This window comes from Geomonas edaphica (assembly GCF_004917075.1).
In the GTDB taxonomy this organism is placed as follows: Bacteria; Desulfobacterota; Desulfuromonadia; order Geobacterales; family Geobacteraceae; genus Geomonas; species Geomonas edaphica.
This window is the reverse complement of the sequence record NZ_SSYB01000004.1, coordinates 271,202-291,422: the sequence shown is the minus strand read 5'-3', so window position 1 is coordinate 291,422 and position 20,221 is coordinate 271,202. Positions and strand designations below refer to the sequence as shown.

Here is a 20,221-nt window from a genome sequence, read left to right as displayed (position 1 = left end):
CAGAGGTAACAGTGGAAAAACTGGTAATCAAAGGTGGCAACAAACTCTCCGGAGAAGTGACCGTCAGCGGGTCGAAGAACGCCGCCCTCCCCATATTCATCTCGACCATCCTGGCACCCGGGTGCCACACCATCAGCAACGTCCCCTTCCTGAGGGATATCAACACCACCATCAAGGTGCTCGAGAAACTGGGTGCCAAGGTCGACGGCCGCGGCAACGTCGTGAAGATCGACACCACCGACCTGAACAGCTGGGAGGCCACCTACGACCTGGTGCGCACCATGCGCGCCTCCGTCCTGGTGCTCGGACCGCTCCTCGCCCGTTTCGGCCAGGCCCGCGTGTCGCTCCCCGGCGGCTGCGCCATCGGCGCCCGCCCGATCAACCTGCACCTGAAAGGGCTCGCCGCGCTTGGTGCCGAGATCACCCTTGAGCACGGCTACGTCGAGGCGAAGGCCAAGAAGCTCAAAGGTGCCCGCATCAACTTCGACATCTCCACCGTCGGCGGCACCGAGCAGCTCTTGATGGCCGCCGCCACCGCGCAGGGTGAGACCATCCTCGAGAACGCCGCGCGCGAGCCGGAGATCGTCGATCTCGCCGAAATTCTCACCAAGATGGGCGCCAACATCGAGGGTGCCGGCACCGACACGATCAGGATCAAGGGTGTCGAGCAGTTGACCGCGGCCGAGCATGCCGTGATGCCGGACCGCATCGAGGCCGGGACCTTCATGATCGCCTCGGCCATCACCGGCGGCGACATCAAGATCAAGAACATGCGTCTGGAGCATCTGGACGCCCTGACCTTCAAGCTGCAGGACGCCGGCGTCGAGATCACCAACAAGGACAACGTGGTTCGCGTCAAAGGGCCCAAGAAGATCAGGAACGTCAACATCAAGACCCGTCCGTACCCGGGCTTCCCGACCGACATGCAGGCCCAGTTCATGGCCCTCATGTGTATCGCCGAAGGCGCCAGCGTGATCTCGGAGAACATCTTCGAGAACCGCTTCATGCACGTCTCCGAGCTGCTGCGTTTCGGCGCCGATATCATCTGCGAGGGGAACAGCGCCACCGTGAAAGGCGTCAAGAAGCTTTCCGGCGCGCCCGTCATGGCGACCGACCTGAGGGCATCCGCCTCGTTGATCCTGGCCGCCCTTGCCGCCGACAACACCAGCGAGATCTCGAGGATCTACCATCTGGATCGCGGTTACGAGAACATCGAGAAGAAGCTCGCCGCCCTCGGCGCCGACATCGTCCGCGTCCCGGACACCGAAGGTCCCTAGTTCGGAAGGGGGCCTCCGCCCCCAAGCCTCAAGGCCCCCGTGCCGCCGGTTCAAGGTTCACCAGGTCCACAGTTTTAAATGCCATGCTCCACCGGAGTTTTTAAAATGACCGATTACGTCACCATAGCCATCCCCAAAGGCCGCATCCTTCAGGACTCCGTTGCCCTCTTCAAGAAGATCGGCATCGACTGCGAAGAGCTTCTCTCCGACACCCGCAAACTCGTCTTCGTGAACCACGAGCAGAAGATGCGTTACATGATCGTCCGCGCGACCGACGTTCCCACCTACGTCGAGTACGGCTGCGCCGATCTCGGCATCGTCGGCAAGGACACCCTGATGGAGGCTGAAAAGGATCTGTACGAACCGCTCGACCTGAAGTTCGGCTACTGCCGCCTGATGGTCGCCGAGCCGGTGGAACTCTCCAGCAAGGACGATCCGGCCGCCTGGAACAACATCAGGATCGCCACCAAGTACCCGAACGTCACCGAGAAGTATTTCGCGGCGAAGGGTGTGCAGGTCGAGCTGATCAAGCTCTACGGCTCCATCGAGCTGGCCCCGCTCGTCGGGCTTTCCGAGCGCATCGTCGACCTCGTTTCCACCGGAGAGACGCTGAAGCAAAACGGCCTGGCTGAGATCGAGACCATCGCCGAGATCACCTGCCGTCTCATCGTCAACCGGGCGAGCCTCAAGACCAAGCACGACAGGATCTCCAAGATCATCGAAGGGCTCGAACAGCACATATAAGAGAATAGGTGCGGAGGGTTCGCCAACCTTTTTCAGGCCCAATCCAGCTTCCCCCTTTTGCAAAGGGGGATACAGGGGGATTTGACATTAGTTGCAAGCCAGGATGCTGCGGCTACGTCGGCTAAATCCCCCCTTGCCCCCCTTCGCAAAGGGGGGTAAATGCGAGTCTATACAGAGTTTATTGCCACCATTCGCGAGGTTTAAACAGATGCAGTTCCTCGACATTAGGGAAGCAGGTTTTCAGGCGAAGTTCGACGCCATCGTCGAGCGCGGCGAGGAGTCGGGCCGCGAGGTGGAAGAGGTGGTGCTCGGCATCATCTCGGACGTGCGCAAGCGCGGCGACGAGGCGCTCCTTGAGTACACGCATCGCTTCGACCGCCTGGAGTGCGACGCCGCCGGTCTCGAGATCACCGATGCCGAGTTCGAAAAGGCCTTCGCCCAGGTCGACGAGCGAGACCTCGCGGCGCTGAAGGTCGCTGTCGAGCGGGTCGCCCGCTTCCACGAGAAGCAGAAGCAGCAGACCTGGCTTTCCACCGAGGAAACCGACATCATGCTCGGGCAGAAGGTGACCCCGCTCGCCAAGGTCGGCATCTACGTGCCGGGCGGCAAGGCCTGCTACCCCTCCAGCGTCATCATGAATGCGGTTCCCGCGAAGGTCGCCGGTGTCGGCGAGATCGTCATGGTCGTCCCGACTCCGGGGGGCGAAACGAACCCGCACGTCCTGGTGGCTGCCAAACTCGCCGGCGTCGACCGCGTCTTCCGCATCGGCGGCGCACAGGCCGTCGCGGCTCTCGCCTACGGCACCGCCACCGTCCCCAGGGTCGACAAGATCACCGGTCCGGGCAACATCTACGTCGCCACCGCCAAGAAGCTCGTCTTCGGGCAGGTCGGCATCGACATGATCGCGGGCCCGAGCGAGATCCTCGTCATCAACGACGGCAGCGGCAACCCGGTCCACATTGCCGCCGACCTCCTTTCCCAGGCCGAGCACGACGAGCTCGCCTCATCGGTGCTCATCACCACGGACCGCTCCTTCGGTGAGAAGGTGGCCGCCGAGGTGGAGCGCCAGTTGAAGGAACTCTCACGCGAGGCGATCGCCCGCAAGTCTTGGGAGTCCTTCGGCGTCATCATCGTGGCCGGCAACCTCGAGGAGGCCGTCGCCTTCTCCAACCGCATCGCGCCCGAGCACCTGGAACTCGCCGTGGAGAACCCCTTCGAGGTGATGCCGCTCATCACCAACGCGGGCGCCATCTTCATGGGGCACTACACCCCTGAGGCCTCGGGCGATTACCTTGCCGGACCGAACCACACCCTCCCCACCGGCGGCACCGCGCGCTTCTTCTCGCCCCTTTCCGTGGACGACTTCGTGAAGAAAAGCTCCCTCATCTACTTCACCAAGGGTGGCTTGAAACGGGTCGGCGAGGACGTGGTCAGGATCGCCAAGCTGGAAGGGCTCGACGCCCACGGCAGGTCGGTCAGCTTCAGGCTCGAAGACTGATTTTCAATTCATTGCAGCTTTGACATTCATGCAAGGAGGCGGCATGGCTAGATCGGCAAGTATCGAACGGATCACCAGGGAGACACAGATCAAGCTCTCCCTCGAAATCGACGGCAAGGGCGAGGCGCAGGTCTGCACTTCGGTCCCCTTCCTGGATCACATGCTGGACCTCTTCGCCAGGCACGGCCTCTTCAACCTGAAGGTCGAAGCCCACGGCGACATCGACATCGACTTCCACCACACCGTCGAGGATATCGGCATCGTGCTCGGCAGCGCCTTCAAGGAGGCGCTCGGCGACAAGTGCGGCATCCGCCGTTACGGCCAGGCCACCGTTCCGATGGACGAGACCCTTGCGAGCGTCGCCACCGACCTCTCCGGCCGTCCCTACCTGGTCTACAACGTCGACCTTCCCAAGGTGAAGATCGGCGACTTCGACGTCGAGCTGGTACGCGAGTTCTTCCAGGCCTTCGTGAACCACTGCGGCGCGAACCTCCACTTGAACGTGATGTACGGCGACAACGTGCACCACATCGTCGAGGCCTGCTTCAAGGCCGCCGCCCGCGCCCTCGATATGGCCACCCAGATGGACTCCCGTATTGAAGGGGTCATGTCCACCAAGGGCAAGCTTTAAGGAAGGAACGAGATGATCGCGATCATAGATTACGGCATGGGGAATCTCCGCTCCGTGCAGAAGGGGTTCGAGAAGGTCGGCTGCGAGGCCATCGTCACCTCCGACCCCAAAGTGCTCCTGGACGCCGAGCGCGTCGTGCTACCGGGTGTGGGCGCATTCCGCGACTGCATCAGGAACCTCGAGGAGGGGGGCTTCGTCGAGCCGATCCTCAAGGTCATCAAGGAAGGAAAGCCCTTCCTCGGCATCTGCCTTGGGCTGCAGCTTCTCTTCACCGAGAGCGAGGAGTTCGGCATCCACAGGGGGCTGAACGTCATCCCCGGCAAGGTGCTCCGCTTCCCGGAAGGGATGCAGGAGGCCGGCGAGGAGTTGAAGGTCCCGCACATGGGGTGGAACCAGCTCGACGTCAAGCGTCCCTCCCCGCTCTTCAACGGGATCGACAGCGGCTCCAACGTCTACTTCGTGCACTCTTACTACGTAAAGCCCGAGGATGAGAGCGTCGTCGCGGCGACCACAAATTACGGCATCGACTTCTGCGCCGCCATCTGGCGCGACAACGTCGTCGCCGCCCAGTTCCACCCCGAGAAGTCGCAGGATAAGGGGCTCGCGATGTTGAAGAACTTCGCGGCGATGAAGTAGGTCCCGGAGCGTGGATGGCGAGTGAATATTGAAATATCGATGAGGAATTGAAATGATCATTATTCCGGCAATAGATCTGAAAAACGGCTGCTGCGTGCGCCTTGAGCAGGGGCTGATGGAGAAGGACACCGTTTTCAACGACGATCCGGGTGCGCAGGCGGCCGAGTGGCAGCGCCAGGGCGGCGAGATCCTCCACATCGTCGACCTGGACGGCGCCTTCGCCGGCGAGCCGAAGAACCGCACCGCCATCGAGTCCATCGTCAAATCCGTCACCATCCCGACCCAACTGGGCGGCGGCATCCGCGACATAGCCACCATCGAAGCCTATCTTTCCCTCGGCATCGGCCGGGTCATCATCGGCACCGCGGCGCAGCGCAATCCCGCCTTCGTAAAAGAGGCGTGCGCCAAGTTCCCCGGCAAGATCGTGGTCGGCATCGACGCCAAGAACGGCATGGTAGCGGTGCAGGGGTGGGCCGAGGTAACCGGCATCACCGCAACCGAGCTCGCGAGGCAGTTCGAGGGTGACGGCGTCTCCGCCATCATCTACACCGACATCAGCCGCGACGGCATGATGCAGGGACCGAACATCGAGGCGACCAAGGCACTGGCCGAGTCGATCAACATCCCGGTGATCGCGTCCGGCGGCCTTTCCTCGCTTAAGGACATCGAGAACCTCATCGCCATCGAGTCCTCCGGCGTCACCGGCGTCATCACCGGCAAGGCCATCTATTCCGGCGCCATCAACCTCGCGGAAGCCATCGCGCTGACCAAGAGGCGGTAACCACCCCTACCCCCGCCCGCAAGGGGAGGGGGAATAAGTTATCCGGAGTTCCAGATGCTGACTAAGAGAATCATCCCCTGCCTTGACGTGAAGGGTGGGCGGGTAGTGAAAGGGGTCCAGTTCCTCGGCCTGCGCGACGCGGGGGATCCGGTCGAGATCGCCGAGCTTTACGACCAGCAGGGCGCCGACGAACTCACCTTCCTCGACATCACCGCTTCCTCGGACGAGCGCGACATCATCATCGACGTTGTGCGCCGCACCGCGGAGCGCGTCTTCATGCCGCTCACCGTCGGCGGCGGGGTGCGCACCGTGGACGACATCCGGCGCCTTCTGAACGCCGGGGCGGACAAGGTCTCCATCAACACGGCGGCGGTACACCGTCCCGAGTTCGTGAACGAGGCGGCGGAGAAGTTCGGTTCGCAGTGCACCGTGGTCGCCATCGACGCGCGCTCCAAGGCCAACGGCGGCTGGGAAGTCTACACCCACGGAGGCCGCAACCCGACCGGTATCGACGCGGTCGAGTGGGCGCAGCGCATGGAAGAGCTCGGTGCCGGAGAGATCCTCCTCACCAGCATGGATCGCGACGGCACGAAGGACGGCTACGACCTGCCGCTCACCCGCGCCGTGGTCGATGCGGTCAGCATCCCGGTGATCGCATCCGGCGGTGTCGGCGGGCTTTCGCATCTCTACGACGGCTTCACCGAAGCGGGTGCTAGCGCCTGCCTCGCCGCCTCCATCTTCCACTACCGCGAGTACACCATCGAAGAGGCGAAGACCTACCTCCGCGGCCGCGGCGTCCCGGTAAGGCTCTAGATTCTCTCTCCCCCTCCCGCAAGGGGCGGGGGGGCTGTTACCATAGGAGTAAATGATGCAAGATCCTAAAGACGACATCATCGCCGCGGTCTACCGCGTCATCCAGGAGAGGAAGGCTAACCCGAGCGAGAACTCCTACACGGCGAGCCTCATGGCCAAGGGAATCGACAAGATCCTCAAGAAGCTGGGCGAGGAAGCGACCGAGGTGGTCATCGCAGGCAAGGGGGGCAAGCGCGAGGAGATCGTCTATGAGACCGCCGACCTTATCTTCCACAGCCTCGTTCTGCTCGGCTTCTATGACATAGATCCGGAAGAGGTGTACTCAGAGCTGAGGCGTCGCTTCGGCATGTCCGGCATAGAAGAGAAAAACTCCCGCGGATAACTGTTCCACCCTGGCACAATTGCCTTGACAAAAAAGACGGCAATGGTATATTGCTGGTTCCTTGAATATTGTCTGCCGGCCCGTACCCACAAAGTTTGTAAATCTTGCTAGAGAAGGGGGGGGAATATGAATGCCGGGAGTAAAGGTAAAAGAAGCTGAACCGTTTGAGCTTGCACTGAAGAAATTCAAAAAGCAGTGTGAAAAAGCCGGGATCCTTTCTGAGGTCCGTAAAAGAGAGCACTACGAGAAGCCGAGCATCAAGAAGAAGAAAAAGGCTATCGCTGCTCGCAAACGCGCTCTGAAAAAACAGCGCAAGATGGTCGACTAAGAGGGTTTCATGCAACTGAGGGAGAGACTTAACGCGGAACTGAAGGAGGCGATGAAAAGTCGCGACACCCTGCGTTTATCAACGATCCGCATGGTACTCTCCTCGGTGAAAAACCGCGACATCGAACTCAGGCGTGAACTGAACGATAGCGAGATCACCGAAACCATCGTTACCCTCTGCAAGCAGCGCAGGGAATCCATCCGACTCTTTAAGGAAGCAGGCAGGCAGGAGTTGGTGGATAAAGAGGAAGCGGAGCTCGCGCTCCTTATGGGCTACCTCCCCCAGCAGCTGACACGGGAAGAGCTGGAAGCCCTGGTGATGAAAGTCATCGCGGAAGTCGGCGCTACCGGCGGCAAGGATATGGGCAAGGTCATGAAGACCATCCAGCCCCAGGTCGCCGGCCGTGCAGATGGTAAATTGGTGAGCGAAGTTGTGAAGGAAAAACTCGCGTGAAAAGAATCCCCGGGACTCGTTCCCGGGGGAACTTCAGCGGGTTCGGATGTCATGAGTAGGGGCGAATCGCAGCGATTCCCCCTTCTTTTGCTTTGTGGCTGCTGACCAGGTGTTTGCATGATCCTTCTCGACATCCTTATCTGGGTCGTACTGATTTTCTTCGTGGCAAAGGGATTCTCTAAGGGGCTGGTCCGCGAGGCCTGTTCCCTGTTGGGGCTCGTCACGGGCGGCTGGGCCGCCTTCCGATACTATTCCTCTCTCAGTCTGGGGATCAGGCATTTCATCAACCTCCCCCCGCAGGTGGCGCAGCCGCTGGCGTTCCTCCTCATCTTCATGCTGCTCGGCATGCTCTTCTATTTCCTCGGGCATCTGCTAACCGTCGTCCTCAAGGTCATGCTCCTGGGCGGGATCAACCGGGCCGGCGGCATCGTGTTCGGCTTCCTGCAGGGAGGCTTCATCCTCTGCGTGATCCTGTACCTCGCCACGACGAAGCCGATGCCGGAGAAGGTGAAGGTGTGGATCGGAAGTTCGAAGACCGCGGCCGCCTTCGCCACGACGGGAGCGGACATAGCGGCAGGCTGGGAAGGTGCCGTGGCGAGAAGTGCCGCGGATAAGGCTAAAGAAAACGGGAGCGCGACACCCGGAGCGCAGGCCTCGCACGGAGCGCATAAGAAATAAAGGATCCGCAGCAGTGTCGATGATACCGGACGACAAGGTCAGGGAGGTACGCGAGAGGGCTCCCATCCTCCAGGTAATCTCCGACTACATGAGCCTCAAGAAGTCCGGGGCGAACTATCAGGGGATGTGTCCCTTCCATGGCGAGAAGACTGCGTCGTTCAACGTGAACCCGGCGCGCGGCATCTTCCATTGCTTTGGTTGCGGCGTGGGCGGAAATGCCTTCGACTTCGTCATGCGCATCGAGGGACTTTCCTTCCCGCAGGCGGTCAAGTTCCTCGCCAAGAGGGTCGGCGTCGAGATTCCGGAACGCCCCCTGACGAGGGAAGAGAAGCGCAAGGTCGACGAGCAGGAACAGGCCTACCGGATCAACGAGCTGGCCTGCGAGTTTTACCGCGGCGTGCTGGAATCGGACGAGGCGGGGGCTGCCGGAAGGGCTTACCTGGAGAAACGCGGGGTGAGCCCGGAGATTGCCGCCGTCTACCGCATGGGGTTCGCCCCCGCAGGGTGGGACAGCCTCACGCGCTATCTGCAGAGAAAGGGAATAGCCGCGGCGGATGCGGAGAAGTTGGGACTACTGAGGAAGCGGGAAGGGAAGGACGGCTACTACGACACCTTCCGAAACCGTCTCCTCTTCACCATAGCCGATCTGCACGGACGCCCGATCGGTTTCGGGGGGAGGGTCATGGACGACGCGCTCCCCAAGTACATCAACTCGCCCGAATCCATCATCTACCGCAAAAGCGAGGTCCTCTTCGGGGTCGACCTGGCCAAGAAGGGGATGCGGGAAAAGGGAAGCGCCATCGTCGTCGAGGGGTATTTCGACCACCTGGCGCTGTACAAGGCGGGGTTCACCAACGTGGTCGCCACCTGCGGCACCGCGCTGACCCAGCCGCACGTAAAGCTTTTGCGCCGCTACGCCGACCGCACCTTCATGCTCTTTGACGGCGACGAGGCCGGGCGCAAGGCGACGGTCCGCTCCATGGAACTCTTCCTGGAGGAGGCGTTCCCGGCACGGGTGGTCGAGGTTCCCTCGGGAGACGACCCTGACACCTTCATCAACCGCGAGGGGGGCGAGGCGTTCCAGCCGCTTCTGGACAAGGCGCTTCCCATCTTCGAGTCGTTCTACAAGGGGCTTTTAAAGCGCCTGGACGTGAGAAGCGTGGAGGGGAAGGTCGCCTTCGTGAACGAGGTCTCCCCGAGGCTGCAAAAGATCGTTGATCCGGTGGAGCGCGGGCTTTACGAGAAGGAGATCTGCCGGGCCCTCGGCATAGACCGGGCCATGCTGCTCAAGAAGGTCGGCATCCCCGCGCGGCAGGCCCCGCGTCCCCCGCAGAAGGGGGCGCCGCAGAAAATCGGCACCGAAGAGGTGCTTTTGACCCTGATGGTGAAGTACCCCGAAGTAGTGTCAAAAGTTCGGGAGCACGGCGCCGATAAGCTCTTCAGCGCCAGCCACCTAAAGCTCGCCGAGTCCATCCTGGCGCAGCCTGAGGACGGGGAACTCGATCTCCCCCTGTTGTTGGAACAGATCGAATCGCACGAGGAAAGAAGCCGTCTCTACTCACTGTTCGTGGAGGACGCGCACCTCGAGGACCTTGACCCGGTCAAGGCCTTCGAGCAGTGCCGCCAGGCTCTGGAACGGAGGGCGCTCAAGGGGGACGGCAAGGCCCTGGCGAGGGAGCTTGCCACGGTCGATCCGGATTCTCCGCGCTACCTGGAGATCCTGGCTGAACTTGAGCGGTTGCGTAATAAAAAATCGAAATTACTATAGTAGGATTCAAGCGGTAGCGGAGCTGGATTCAAGCTGTAGCGGAGCGTGGTAAATGGCCAAGAAAAGCATGGACGAAGTGAAACAGCTCATCGACCTGGGCAAGGAAAAAGGCTTCCTCACCTATGAGGAAGTGAACGACCTGCTTCCGCCCGACATCGTCTCTTCCGACCAGATCGACGACGTGATGAGCATGTTCGGCGATATGGACATCGAGATCGTGGACTCCGCCCAGAAGGTGAAGATCCCGAAGATCAAGATGGACCTCGAGGAAGAGGAAGAGCACGAAGGTAACGAAGAGGAAGTCGAGTTCGAGCCCGGCACCCTCGGCCGCACCAGCGATCCCGTGCGCATGTACCTGCGCGAGATGGGTTCCGTTTCCCTGCTTACCCGCGAGGGCGAAGTCGAGATCGCCAAGAGGATCGAGGTGGGCGAGCGCGACGTCGCCAGCGTCATCCTGAACACCCCCATCACCGTGCGCGAGGTCATCAACCTGGGCGAGCGTCTGCGCAAGCTGCAGATCGGCGCCATCGAGATCTCCAAGGACGTCGAGGAAGAGGTCCTCGAAGAGGGTGAAGAGGATCTTCAGGCCCTGCGCGTGCTCGGCATCATCGACGAGATCAGCGAGATGTCCCAGCGCATGGAGCAGATCCAGACCACGCTCGAAGGGAAGGTTTCCGCCAAGGAGAGCGAGGCGCTCAACGCAGAGCACGGCGAGCTGAAGGTGAAGATGGCCGAGACCCTCAAGTCGCTGCGCCTGAAAGACCGCCACATCGAGAAGATCGCCCAGCGTCTGAAGGAGCTTTCCTGCAAGGTCGACACCGTGATGCAGGAGATCGCCGAGCTCGAGAAGGAAACAAGCACCGTCAAGGACGTCTTCCTCCCCGCGTTCGAGAGCCTCAAGGGGGCTTCCGAGGCCGACTTCTCCAAGAAGATGAACATGACCCTCGAGGAGGGGCAGAAGCTCGAGAAGCGCTACCGCTCCAGCGAGGCGAAGCTCAAGAAGATCGAGCAGGAGTCGGGCTTCAAGGCGAGCGAACTCGCCAACGCCCTCCTCGCCATCGAGGAAGGGGAGCACAAGGCGAAGCTTGCGAAGAGCGAGCTCGTCGAGGCGAACCTCCGCCTGGTCGTTTCCATCGCCAAGAAGTACACGAACCGCGGTCTGCAGTTCCTCGACCTGATCCAGGAAGGGAACATCGGCCTCATGAAGGCGGTGGACAAGTTCGAGTACCAGCGCGGCTACAAGTTCTCCACCTACGCCACCTGGTGGATCCGTCAGGCCATCACCCGCGCCATCGCGGACCAGGCCCGCACCATCCGTATCCCGGTGCACATGATCGAGACCATCAACAAGCTGATCCGCACCAGCCGCCAGTTGGTCCAGGAGATCGGCCGCGAGCCCTCCCCGGAGGAGATCGCCGAGCGCATGGCGCTGCCGCTGGACAAGGTGAGAAAGGTCCTGAAGATCGCCAAGGAGCCGATCTCCCTGGAGACCCCGATCGGCGAGGAGGAGGATTCCCATCTTGGCGACTTCATCGAGGACAAGGGTGTCGTATCCCCCCTCGAGGCGGTCATCAAGGCGAACCTCTCCGAGCAGACCTCCCGCGTGCTCTCAACCCTGACGCCGCGTGAGGAGAAGGTCCTCAGGATGCGTTTCGGGATCGGCGAGAAGAGCGACCACACCCTGGAAGAGGTGGGTCAGGACTTCGAAGTCACCCGCGAGAGGATCCGGCAGATCGAGGCCAAGGCGCTCAGGAAGCTCAGGCACCCGAGCCGGGCGAAGAAGCTGAAGAGCTTCGTGGAGTAGTCGACAAGGCCGCACCGGAATCGCCGGCGCGGCCTTTCTTTTTGAAAAGAACACAGAGGTACGTGATGAAGAAAAAAGCAGTAATCCTTTACAGCGGCGGACTTGATTCAACGACCTGCATGGCCATCGCCAGGCACCAGGGCTTCGAGCCCTACGCCATGAGCTTCAGCTACGGCCAGCGCCACCAGCACGAACTGGCGGTATGCAAGCAGAACGCGCGCCCCATGGGGGCCGTGGACCACATGCTGGTCGAGTTCGACCTGAGGATGATGGGCGGCAGCGCCCTCACCTCCGACATCGCGGTCCCGAAGGAAGGGGTGGGTGAAGAGATCCCGGTCACCTACGTACCGGCGAGGAACACCATCTTCCTCTCCTTCGCACTCGGCTGGGCTGAGACGTTGGGTGCCTTCGACATCTTCATCGGCGTGAATGCGCTCGACTACTCGGGCTACCCCGACTGCCGCCCGGAATACATCGCGGCGTACGAGACGATGGCGAACCTCGCCACCAAGGCGGGCGTGGAAGGAAAGAAGATGACCATCCACACCCCTCTCATCAGTTTAAGCAAGGCCGAGATCATCAGGACCGGGCTCACCCTGGGCGTCGATTACGGCAAGACCCATTCCTGCTACGATCCGACCGAGGACGGCGCCTCCTGCGGCCTGTGCGACTCCTGCCGCCTGCGCCTGAAAGGGTTCGCGGAATTGGGCGTGACCGACCCGGTCCGCTACGCGAAGCGCTGAGGAAAAAGGCATGAGCAAAGTGACCGATCAGAATAAAGAAGCGCAACCACTCACCGACGTGCAGCTGACCCGCGACACCCGCAACATCCCGATCAGCAAGGTTGGCGTGAAGGACGTCTCCTATCCCATCGTGGTGATGGACAAGAACAAGAAGTTCCAGAACACCATCGCCCGCATCAACATGTACGTCGACCTGCCGCACCACTTCAAGGGCACCCACATGAGCCGTTTCGTGGAGATCCTGAACAAGTACCGGGAGGAGATCGCCCTCGACAAGCTCGAACTGATCCTCGCCACCATGAAGGAGAAGCTCGGCGCATCGAACGCGCACCTGGAGATGGAGTTCCCCTATTTCGTAGAGAAAAAGGCACCGGTGTCCAAGGCGAAGAGCCTCATGGAGTACACCTGCACCTTCAGCGCGTCCCTTTCCGACACGTTCGACTTCGTGCTCGGGATCAAGGTGCCGGTCACCTCGCTTTGCCCCTGCAGCAAGGAACTCTCGAGCTACGGCGCCCACAACCAGCGCTCCATCATGACGGTGCAGGTGCGCTACAGCGAGTTCATCTGGATCGAGGACCTGATCGAGGTGATCGAGGAGTGCGGTTCCTCGCCGGTTTACTCCCTGTTGAAAAGGGAGGACGAGAAGTTCGTCACCGAGCGGGCCTACGAGAATCCGCGTTTCGTCGAGGATATGGTGCGCGAGGCGACGGTGCGGTTGCTATCTATGGAAAACATCACGTGGTTTTCCATAGAGGCAGAAAACTTCGAGTCGATCCACAAGCACTCCGCCTACGCCGCCATCGAACGCGACAAGCGATAATCCTCGGCGGGCAAGTCAACGACTTGACTTGCCATGCTGTGGATAACTTTGTTGATAAGCCGGAAAACTGTGGACAACCCTAGCTTTTAATCCTTCATTTAACCTGCTTAAGGTTTACGCATCTAATGAAACGCGCGCTCGCCATCTTCGCCAAAACTCCACTCCCCGGAAAGGTCAAGACACGTCTGTCTCCGTCCCTGTCGCCACAGCAGGCCGCCGACCTTTACCGCTGCATGCTCCTGGACACCCTGGAGCGGGTGGCGGCGCTTGACGCCGAAAAGATCCTCTTTCACGACGGGGAATCCGCATTCTTCAGGGAGACGGCGCCGGGAGTGACGTTGGTTGCCCAGGCAGCCGGCGGTCTCGGCACGAGGCTTGAGCATGCCTGCGATACGCTCAGGTCGATGGGTTACGGGCCTTGCGTGGTGATCGGCACCGATGCCCCGGACCTTCCCGTCTCTTACATCGAGGAGGCCTTCAGGGCGCTGGAGCAGGGGAGTGATGCGGTGTTCGGCCCGGCGGGGGACGGCGGTTACTACCTGGTCGGCTTGCGGGGAGGGTACAGTTCCCTGTTTCGGGACATCCCCTGGTCCACCGAGAAGGTGCTTGAGAAGAGCCTCGTGCAGGCGAAGTCCTCCGGGTTCTCCGCCCCGCTGCTTCCCCCCTGGCATGACCTGGACTGCTACGAGGACCTGCTGCGCCCGGACCTCATGGACCCGGCCAACGGGGCCGTCAGGACTCAGGCCTTTATCGCCGGACTCGACCTCGCCCCTCCGACGGCGGCCGGCGCCCTCTGACCGGCCACGGCTTGACAAGGTCCCCATACCTGTTTTCATCTATGCGGCCGGCAAAACTTCCCCGCCTGCAAAAGGCTTGACCATGCCACTCTCCCCCATACAGATCCTGAACGATATCTTCGGCTACAAGGCCTTTCGTCCCCGGCAGCAGGAGATCGTGGATACGGTGATCTCCGGCAGGGACGCCTTCGTGCTCATGCCGACCGGCGGTGGCAAGTCGCTTTGCTTCCAGGTCCCCGCCCTCTGCCTTCCCGGCACGGCCATCGTGGTATCCCCCCTGATCTCGCTGATGAAGGACCAGGTCGACGCGCTGCGGGAAAACGGCATCGCCGCCGCCTGCTACAACTCCTCACTTGGCGAGGCCGAGGCGCGCCGCGTCCTGGCCGAGCTGCACGCGGGCGAGCTGAAGCTCCTCTACGTGGCACCCGAGCGGCTTCTTTCCGACGGTTTCATCGAGCGGATCAAGAGCCTCGACATCTCCCTCTTCGCCATAGACGAGGCGCACTGCGTCTCCCAGTGGGGGCACGACTTCCGGCCCGAGTACGCCCAGCTCGGCATCCTGCGCGAGATCTTCCCGCAGATCCCGATGGTTGCACTCACCGCGACCGCCGACGCGCAGACCCGCGGCGACATCCTCTCGCGCCTGGGGCTGAAGGACGCCACCTGTTTCTTCACTGGCTTTGATCGCCCGAACATCCGCTACACCGTCGTGGAAAAGAACAAGCCCTTCAGCCAGTTGATGGGTTTTCTCGCCAGCCGCAAGGACGAGGCGGGAATCGTCTACGCCCTCTCGAGGAAAAGGGTCGAGGAGGTGGCGAGGAAACTCTGCGAGGCCGGCGTCAAGGCAGCGGCGTACCATGCGGGGCTGCCGGACCGCGAGCGCCACGAGGTCCAGGAGGCCTTCCTGCGCGACGACGTCAAGGTCGTGGTGGCGACCGTCGCATTCGGGATGGGGATCGACAAGTCCAATGTCCGCTTCGTCGTGCACTACGACATGCCGAAGAGCATCGAGAGTTACTACCAGGAGACCGGCCGTGCCGGACGCGACGGACTTCCCGCCGACGCGCTCCTGCTCTTTGGCTACGGCGACATCGCGGTCGCCCGCGGGCTGATCGGCAACGGCGGCAACGAGGAGCAGAACCGAATCGAGCTGCACAAGCTGAACTGCATGGTGGGGTTCGCCGAGGCGCAGACCTGCCGTCGCCGCGTTCTGCTAGGCTACTTCGGGGACAAGCTGGAGCACGACTGCGGCAACTGCGACATTTGCGAGAGTCCCCCCCAGCGCTTCGACGCCACCGAGGACGCGCAAAAGGCGCTTTCCTGCGTCTACCGGGTGGGGCAGCGCTTCGGCATGGGGCACGTCATCGACGTGCTGCGCGGCTCGCAGAACCAGAGGATCCTGGAGCTGAAGCACGACCACCTTTCCACCTTCGGAATAGGGAAGCACCATGCACAGGATGTCTGGGGGAGCCTTCTGCGCCAGCTGATACACCTTGGCTACCTGGAGCAGGACATGGCGAATTTTTCGGTGCTGAAGCTGACGGAATCGGCGCGTCCCCTGTTGCGGGGTGAGGTCAGGCTTGAGCTCGCGAAGCCCAGGGACACGAGGGTGGTCGAGAAGAAGAGCGCGGCGAAGAAGCCGAGCTACGATGGCGCGCTCTTCCAGGAGCTGCGGGAGCTGCGCAAGCATATCGCGGACGAGCAGCAGGTGCCCCCATACGTCGTCTTCCCCGATGCGACCCTTGCCGAGATGGCGGCGCAGATGCCCAGGGACAAGTGGGAGCTCTTGAAGATAACCGGCGTGGGGCAGCACAAGCTGGCGCGCTACGGCGATGCGTTTTTACGGGTGGTAAAGGAACACGGACAGGCGGGGGAGTCGCAGGGCGACGATTGAGTAAACGGCCGCCGCAACTGGCATTGCGGCAGCCGGAGCAGGTTACCTCATGACCTCGATCTGGTATCCGCACTTGCCCAGGTGACGGGTCACCTCCTGGATGTGCTCGGCACCGCGCGTTTCCAGTTCAACCAGCACCTCGGTCTTTCCGATCGGTAACGATTCGGAGCGCCGGTCATGGGTGATGATGGAGATGTTGGCCCGCGCCTCGGCGATCTCCGAGGCGAGCCGCGCCAGGGCGCCCGGCACGTCGTCCAGTTCTACCTTCAGCTTCAGGTAGCGCCCCGCCGCCAATAGACCGCGCTCGACCACCACCGCGATGGTCTTCACGTCGATGTTCCCTCCCGAAAGAAGCGCCACCGTCTTCCCGGAAAGCTTCTTCACCTTACCGTTCAGAAGTGCCGCAAGGCCCACCGCACCGGCCCCCTCCACCATCAGCTTGTTCCGCTCCATGAGCGAGACGATGGCAAGGGCGATCTCCTCCTCGTCCACCAGCACGATCTCGTCGACGTACTCCTTCACAACGGGAAAGGCATCGCTCCCTGCCGTCTTCACCGCGATGCCGTCGGCAAGGCTCGCCCTGATCGGGATGGTGACGACTTCGCCCGCCTTCACGGCATGACGCATCGAAGGGGCCGCTGCCGATTCCACGCCGATCACCCTGACATGGGGATGCGTCTCCTTGATGGCACGCGCGACCCCCGCGATCAAACCGCCCCCACCGATCGGTACCAGCACGTTCGCCACGTCCGGTATATCCTCGAGGATCTCGAGAGCGATGGTCCCCTGACCCGCCATGACCAGGGGATCGTTGAAGGGGTGCACGAAGAGGGCCCCGGTCTTTTCCGCCTGCCTTAGCGCTGCGGCACACGCGTCGTCGAAATTCTTCCCCTCCAGCACGACTTCCGCGCCGTAATCGCGGGTGGCGAAGACCTTCTGGGGCGGCGTGCTCTCCGGCATGTAGACCACCGCCTTCACGCCGAGCAGATCGGCGGAGAAGGCGACACCCTGGGCGTGGTTACCTGCCGAGGCGGTGATCACGCCGCCGGCTAAAGCCTCGCGCGGCTGTGCCGTCATGAAGTTGAGCGCGCCGCGTATCTTGAAGGCGCCGGTGCGCTGCAGGTTTTCGCATTTGAAATAGAGGGGGAAGCCGAGCCGCTCGCTGAAGTGGTGGGCGTGGATCAGTTCCGTGCGACGCACCCTTTTCTTGAGCCGCTGGGCCGCGTCGAGGATCAATTCGTAATCAAGCATCTAGTCTACCGTCCAATCAATGTGTATGGTCGTGATGGTGCCCCGAGCAGCTACCGTGCGGGTGCTGGTGCGGGTGAGCATGGGCGTGCGCTACCGCGGAGGCGCGCGGCCGGTGCCGGAACTGTTTCGCACCCTGCACCTCGGTGCAGCGGGTCTTTTCCAGTTGCAGCGTCGTGTGGGAGATGTGGAAGTGCTGGAAGAGCTTCTCCTCGATCTTGCCGATGATCTTGTCGTGTTCGTCCTGGTACTGCTCCGGAACCACCACGTGCGCGGAGAGCGCGATGATGTGGGAGCAGATGGTCCAGATGTTCAGGTGATGCACCTCTTCGACCCCATCCACCTCGCTGATGGCGACAGCCACCTGGTTCACGTCTATCCCGCGCGGCACCCCTTCCAGCAGGATGTGCACCGATTCCCGCATGACGCGCCACGAGCCCCAAAAGATGATGAAGCCGATGCCCATGGAGATGATGGCGTCGAGAAGGTACCAGTTGGTGAAGTACATGACGATGCCGCCGACGATGACGCCGACTGAGGCCGCCGCGTCCCCGATCACGTGCAAAAATGCGCTGTGCACGTTGAGGTCGTCGTGGGAATGCGAGTGAAGGGCGCTGGCGGCGAGCAGATTCGCAACCAGGCCCACTGCCGCGATGATCAGCATCTCCAGGCTCTTCACCGCCTCGGGATGCATGAAACGGCCGACCGCCTCGTAGCAGATGATGCCGGCGATGATGAAGACGGTGCTGCCGTTGATGAAGGAGGCGAAGACCTCGGTGCGGTGCCAGCCGAAGGTGCGGGTGTCGCTGACCGGGTAGGAGGCGAGTTTGATGGCACCCAAGGAGAGGAGCAGGGCGAAGAGATCGAGGAACACGTGCGCCGCGTCGGAGAGGAGTGCGAGCGAGTTGGTCCAGATGCCTCCGACCAGTTCCGCCACCAGGGTCAGCGAGGTGAGGACTATGGCGTACTTGAAGCGTCCGGTGATGCTCTGGTCGAGATGGGTGTCGGCGTGGGCGTGCATGGTGTACCCCGGCGGGAGGGGCTAAAGCCCCCCCCTGGTGCAGTAGTTAGAAGCTAATGGCTCCCTTCAGCGAGTAGATGGGGCGCTCCTGGTATTCGACCTCGGCGGTAATGCCGAGAAGCGGGAACGGAGTGATCTTTACGCCGCCGAAGATGCGCGGCTGGAACACATTTTCCGTGTCGAGCGGGGCACCCGCGGCGGCCGCCATGGCCTTCAGGTCACCCTTTGCCTCGCTGTTCACCCATACCCCGCCCACGCCGGCGTACGGCGTGAGGAACAGGAACCCTTTGCTGATGGAGGCGTCGATCCCCGTGGTCTGCAGGTCGAGATCGCTGACGCCGGAGAGCCTGGTGTAGGTGGCGCGTACGCCGAGCGCCGGCGTCGCAGCGGTCCCTTCCAGAATCGCCTTGCTCACCTCGATGCCCCAGAGCTTGATGTTGGAGTCGGGAACATAAGAGTACATGGCGCCGACATCGATGCCGAAGGGAAGCCCCTTCCTTGCGCGCAGTTTCGGAATAACGAGGTACGACGGTGCATCGTTGCCGAAGGCTGCTTCCCAGTAGCCGCTGCCGCTGATGTCGATTGCCGAAACCTCTATCCCGGCGTCGAAACCGGTGATGCCGAGCGGCTCCGCGGGTGCGGTATTACGGTAGGAGAGGGCGGCACCCGCCTCCCTGGTAAGGTCCTTGAAGGCTTTCTGGGAGATGGCGCTGGAGAAGTTTATATCTCTGGCCATGGCCTGGGTGCCCCCAAAAATGGACAGGGATAATGCAAGTAAAGCTACGATTTTTTTCACAATTCGCCTCCTTTTCATTATACGGAACAATGCCCTGAATCTTAACAGAGCTGACTATGCGGGTCAATGCGTTAGCGGTGTGGTACCTTGCAATTTTGAATATATACTGCTATCTTTCGGGCTAAATTTCAGTCGGAGGTTTTTACAAATGGAACCGATGCACCATCGTCTCATCATCTTAGGATCAGGTCCCGCGGGCTACACCGCAGCGATCTACGCGGCGCGTGCGAACCTGAACCCCGTCCTCATTACCGGGCTGCAGGCGGGGGGGCAGTTGATGACGACGACTGATGTGGATAACTGGCCGGGCGATGCTGCAGGGGTCATGGGCCCCGATCTCATGGAGCGGATGCGCCAGCACGCCGAGCGCTTCGGTACCCAGTTCATCTTCGACCACATCAACAAGGCACAGGTGATGAAGCCTCCCTTCGTCCTCGAAGGGGACAGCGGCGTGTACACCTGCGACGCCCTGATCATCGCCACGGGCGCCTCGGCGAAATACCTGGGGCTTCCGACTGAACACGCCTTTAAAGGTAAGGGCGTTTCCGCCTGCGCCACTTGTGACGGCTTCTTTTACCGCAATAAGCCGGTCGCCGTAATCGGCGGCGGCAGCACCGCGGTCGAGGAGGCGCTCTACCTCTCCAACATCGCAAGCCATGTGACCGTTGTGCACAGAAGGGACAAGTTCCGCGCCGAGAAGATCCTCGCCGACCGGCTGATCGAGAAGACCAAGAACGGCGGCAACGTCACCATCGAGTGGAACCATCAGCTGGAAGAGGTGCTGGGGGACGCGTCCGGCGTGACCGGAGTTCGCCTGCGCCACAAGAGCGGTTCGGACAAGGTGATTGACGTGCATGGCTGCTTCATCGCCATCGGACACCAGCCGAACACCCATCTTTTCGAGGGGCAGCTCGACATGGACGAGGGTTACATCCGCACCGCCTGCGGTTACGAAGGTAACTCCACCGCGACCAGCACCCCGGGGGTCTTCGCCGCCGGTGACGTGCAGGACAGAAACTACAAGCAGGCGATCACCTCGGCCGGCACAGGCTGCATGGCAGCTCTCGACGCCGACCGCTACCTCGAAATGCTGAAAGCCTAATTACCCT

General features: G+C 61.7%; 21 protein-coding genes. 18 read left to right on the top strand and 3 right to left on the bottom strand.

Features of this window, described 5'->3' with window-relative positions; all coding sequences use genetic code 11:
- The first annotated feature begins 11 nt into the window (after positions 1–11).
- From murA to recQ, 17 genes are all read left to right on the top strand, one after another.
- Positions 12–1,277, top strand: a complete 1,266-nt coding sequence (murA, locus tag E8K79_RS12055; RefSeq protein WP_136514959.1) for a UDP-N-acetylglucosamine 1-carboxyvinyltransferase — start codon at positions 12–14, stop codon at positions 1,275–1,277.
- Between the two features lie 105 nt (positions 1,278–1,382).
- Positions 1,383–2,021, top strand: a complete 639-nt coding sequence (gene hisG, locus E8K79_RS12050; protein WP_136514958.1) for an ATP phosphoribosyltransferase — start codon at positions 1,383–1,385, stop codon at positions 2,019–2,021.
- Positions 2,022–2,229: 208 nt separating this feature from the next.
- Positions 2,230–3,519: a histidinol dehydrogenase gene (gene hisD, locus E8K79_RS12045; RefSeq protein WP_136514957.1), complete on the top strand. Its 1,290-nt coding sequence runs from the start codon at positions 2,230–2,232 to the stop codon at positions 3,517–3,519.
- A gap of 43 nt (positions 3,520–3,562) precedes the next feature.
- A complete protein-coding gene (hisB, locus tag E8K79_RS12040) occupies positions 3,563–4,150 on the top strand; it encodes an imidazoleglycerol-phosphate dehydratase HisB (RefSeq protein WP_135869302.1) in 588 nt (195 codons plus the stop codon).
- A gap of 12 nt (positions 4,151–4,162) precedes the next feature.
- Entirely contained in the window at positions 4,163–4,786 is a 624-nt protein-coding gene (gene hisH / locus E8K79_RS12035; RefSeq protein WP_136514956.1) for an imidazole glycerol phosphate synthase subunit HisH, read from the top strand.
- Between the two features lie 52 nt (positions 4,787–4,838).
- Positions 4,839–5,567, top strand: coding sequence for a 1-(5-phosphoribosyl)-5-[(5-phosphoribosylamino)methylideneamino]imidazole-4-carboxamide isomerase (gene hisA / locus E8K79_RS12030; RefSeq protein ID WP_136514955.1), 729 nt, complete (start codon positions 4,839–4,841; stop codon positions 5,565–5,567).
- A 54-nt stretch (positions 5,568–5,621) separates the two neighbouring features.
- Entirely contained in the window at positions 5,622–6,380 is a 759-nt protein-coding gene (hisF, locus tag E8K79_RS12025; protein WP_135869305.1) for an imidazole glycerol phosphate synthase subunit HisF, read from the top strand.
- A gap of 55 nt (positions 6,381–6,435) precedes the next feature.
- Positions 6,436–6,762: a phosphoribosyl-ATP diphosphatase gene (locus tag E8K79_RS12020; protein WP_135869306.1), complete on the top strand. Its 327-nt coding sequence runs from the start codon at positions 6,436–6,438 to the stop codon at positions 6,760–6,762.
- A gap of 130 nt (positions 6,763–6,892) precedes the next feature.
- Positions 6,893–7,090, top strand: coding sequence for a 30S ribosomal protein S21 (gene rpsU, locus E8K79_RS12015; RefSeq protein ID WP_011940832.1), 198 nt, complete (start codon positions 6,893–6,895; stop codon positions 7,088–7,090).
- Positions 7,091–7,099: 9 nt separating this feature from the next.
- Complete coding sequence (locus E8K79_RS12010) at positions 7,100–7,543, top strand: GatB/YqeY domain-containing protein (protein WP_129124734.1); 444 nt, start codon at positions 7,100–7,102, stop codon at positions 7,541–7,543.
- A gap of 117 nt (positions 7,544–7,660) precedes the next feature.
- The gene (locus tag E8K79_RS12005) at positions 7,661–8,221 is read left to right on the top strand and encodes a CvpA family protein (protein WP_246043815.1); all 561 of its coding nucleotides are present in this window, start codon (positions 7,661–7,663) and stop codon (positions 8,219–8,221) included.
- A 13-nt stretch (positions 8,222–8,234) separates the two neighbouring features.
- On the top strand, positions 8,235–9,989 hold the full coding sequence (gene dnaG, locus E8K79_RS12000; protein WP_136514954.1) for a DNA primase: 1,755 nt from the start codon (positions 8,235–8,237) through the stop codon (positions 9,987–9,989).
- Between the two features lie 52 nt (positions 9,990–10,041).
- Positions 10,042–11,793, top strand: a complete 1,752-nt coding sequence (gene rpoD, locus E8K79_RS11995) for an RNA polymerase sigma factor RpoD (RefSeq protein ID WP_136514953.1) — start codon at positions 10,042–10,044, stop codon at positions 11,791–11,793.
- Between the two features lie 65 nt (positions 11,794–11,858).
- A complete protein-coding gene (gene queC, locus E8K79_RS11990; RefSeq protein ID WP_135869309.1) occupies positions 11,859–12,536 on the top strand; it encodes a 7-cyano-7-deazaguanine synthase QueC in 678 nt (225 codons plus the stop codon).
- Between the two features lie 10 nt (positions 12,537–12,546).
- A complete protein-coding gene (gene folE2 / locus E8K79_RS11985; protein WP_135869310.1) occupies positions 12,547–13,356 on the top strand; it encodes a GTP cyclohydrolase FolE2 in 810 nt (269 codons plus the stop codon).
- Between the two features lie 125 nt (positions 13,357–13,481).
- Positions 13,482–14,153: a TIGR04282 family arsenosugar biosynthesis glycosyltransferase gene (locus E8K79_RS11980; protein WP_136514952.1), complete on the top strand. Its 672-nt coding sequence runs from the start codon at positions 13,482–13,484 to the stop codon at positions 14,151–14,153.
- A gap of 82 nt (positions 14,154–14,235) precedes the next feature.
- Positions 14,236–16,047: a DNA helicase RecQ gene (gene recQ / locus E8K79_RS11975; RefSeq protein WP_136514951.1), complete on the top strand. Its 1,812-nt coding sequence runs from the start codon at positions 14,236–14,238 to the stop codon at positions 16,045–16,047.
- Positions 16,048–16,089: 42 nt separating this feature from the next.
- Here recQ and ilvA read toward each other — a convergent pair whose 3' ends face one another.
- The 3 genes from ilvA to E8K79_RS11960 are packed head-to-tail and all read right to left on the bottom strand — an operon-like array spanning position 16,090 to position 19,052.
- A complete protein-coding gene (gene ilvA / locus E8K79_RS11970; RefSeq protein ID WP_136514950.1) occupies positions 16,090–17,298 on the bottom strand; it encodes a threonine ammonia-lyase in 1,209 nt (402 codons plus the stop codon).
- A gap of 16 nt (positions 17,299–17,314) precedes the next feature.
- On the bottom strand, positions 17,315–18,316 hold the full coding sequence (locus E8K79_RS11965) for a cation diffusion facilitator family transporter (RefSeq protein ID WP_136514949.1): 1,002 nt from the start codon (positions 18,314–18,316) through the stop codon (positions 17,315–17,317).
- 46 nt (positions 18,317–18,362) lie between these two features.
- Positions 18,363–19,052 (bottom strand): hypothetical protein, encoded by a 690-nt coding sequence (locus E8K79_RS11960; protein WP_246037926.1) that lies wholly within the window; start codon positions 19,050–19,052, stop codon positions 18,363–18,365.
- Between the two features lie 208 nt (positions 19,053–19,260).
- Here E8K79_RS11960 and trxB point away from each other — a divergent pair, with 208 nt between their 5' ends.
- Positions 19,261–20,214, top strand: coding sequence for a thioredoxin-disulfide reductase (gene trxB, locus E8K79_RS11955; protein ID WP_136514947.1), 954 nt, complete (start codon positions 19,261–19,263; stop codon positions 20,212–20,214).
- Positions 20,215–20,221: the final 7 nt, after the last annotated feature.

Bases quoted from the DNA above. Each gene is read 5' to 3' on its own strand.
- E8K79_RS12005 (WP_246043815.1), top strand. From the start codon at position 7,661: ATGATCCTTCTCGACATCCTTATCTGGGTCGTACTGATTTTCTTCGTG.
- E8K79_RS12010 (WP_129124734.1), top strand. From the start codon at position 7,100: ATGCAACTGAGGGAGAGACTTAACGCGGAACTGAAGGAGGCGATGAAA.
- ilvA (WP_136514950.1), bottom strand. From the start codon at position 17,298: ATGCTTGATTACGAATTGATCCTCGACGCGGCCCAGCGGCTCAAGAAA.
- E8K79_RS11980 (WP_136514952.1), top strand. From the start codon at position 13,482: ATGAAACGCGCGCTCGCCATCTTCGCCAAAACTCCACTCCCCGGAAAG.
- queC (WP_135869309.1), top strand. From the start codon at position 11,859: ATGAAGAAAAAAGCAGTAATCCTTTACAGCGGCGGACTTGATTCAACG.
- hisG (WP_136514958.1), top strand. From the start codon at position 1,383: ATGACCGATTACGTCACCATAGCCATCCCCAAAGGCCGCATCCTTCAG.
- hisB (WP_135869302.1), top strand. From the start codon at position 3,563: ATGGCTAGATCGGCAAGTATCGAACGGATCACCAGGGAGACACAGATC.
- E8K79_RS11965 (WP_136514949.1), bottom strand. From the start codon at position 18,316: ATGCACGCCCACGCCGACACCCATCTCGACCAGAGCATCACCGGACGC.
- trxB (WP_136514947.1), top strand. From the start codon at position 19,261: ATGGAACCGATGCACCATCGTCTCATCATCTTAGGATCAGGTCCCGCG.
- hisH (WP_136514956.1), top strand. From the start codon at position 4,163: ATGATCGCGATCATAGATTACGGCATGGGGAATCTCCGCTCCGTGCAG.
- rpsU (WP_011940832.1), top strand. From the start codon at position 6,893: ATGCCGGGAGTAAAGGTAAAAGAAGCTGAACCGTTTGAGCTTGCACTG.
- hisA (WP_136514955.1), top strand. From the start codon at position 4,839: ATGATCATTATTCCGGCAATAGATCTGAAAAACGGCTGCTGCGTGCGC.
- folE2 (WP_135869310.1), top strand. From the start codon at position 12,547: ATGAGCAAAGTGACCGATCAGAATAAAGAAGCGCAACCACTCACCGAC.
- rpoD (WP_136514953.1), top strand. From the start codon at position 10,042: ATGGCCAAGAAAAGCATGGACGAAGTGAAACAGCTCATCGACCTGGGC.
- E8K79_RS11960 (WP_246037926.1), bottom strand. From the start codon at position 19,052: ATGGCCAGAGATATAAACTTCTCCAGCGCCATCTCCCAGAAAGCCTTC.
- hisD (WP_136514957.1), top strand. From the start codon at position 2,230: ATGCAGTTCCTCGACATTAGGGAAGCAGGTTTTCAGGCGAAGTTCGAC.
- recQ (WP_136514951.1), top strand. From the start codon at position 14,236: ATGCCACTCTCCCCCATACAGATCCTGAACGATATCTTCGGCTACAAG.
- E8K79_RS12020 (WP_135869306.1), top strand. From the start codon at position 6,436: ATGCAAGATCCTAAAGACGACATCATCGCCGCGGTCTACCGCGTCATC.
- hisF (WP_135869305.1), top strand. From the start codon at position 5,622: ATGCTGACTAAGAGAATCATCCCCTGCCTTGACGTGAAGGGTGGGCGG.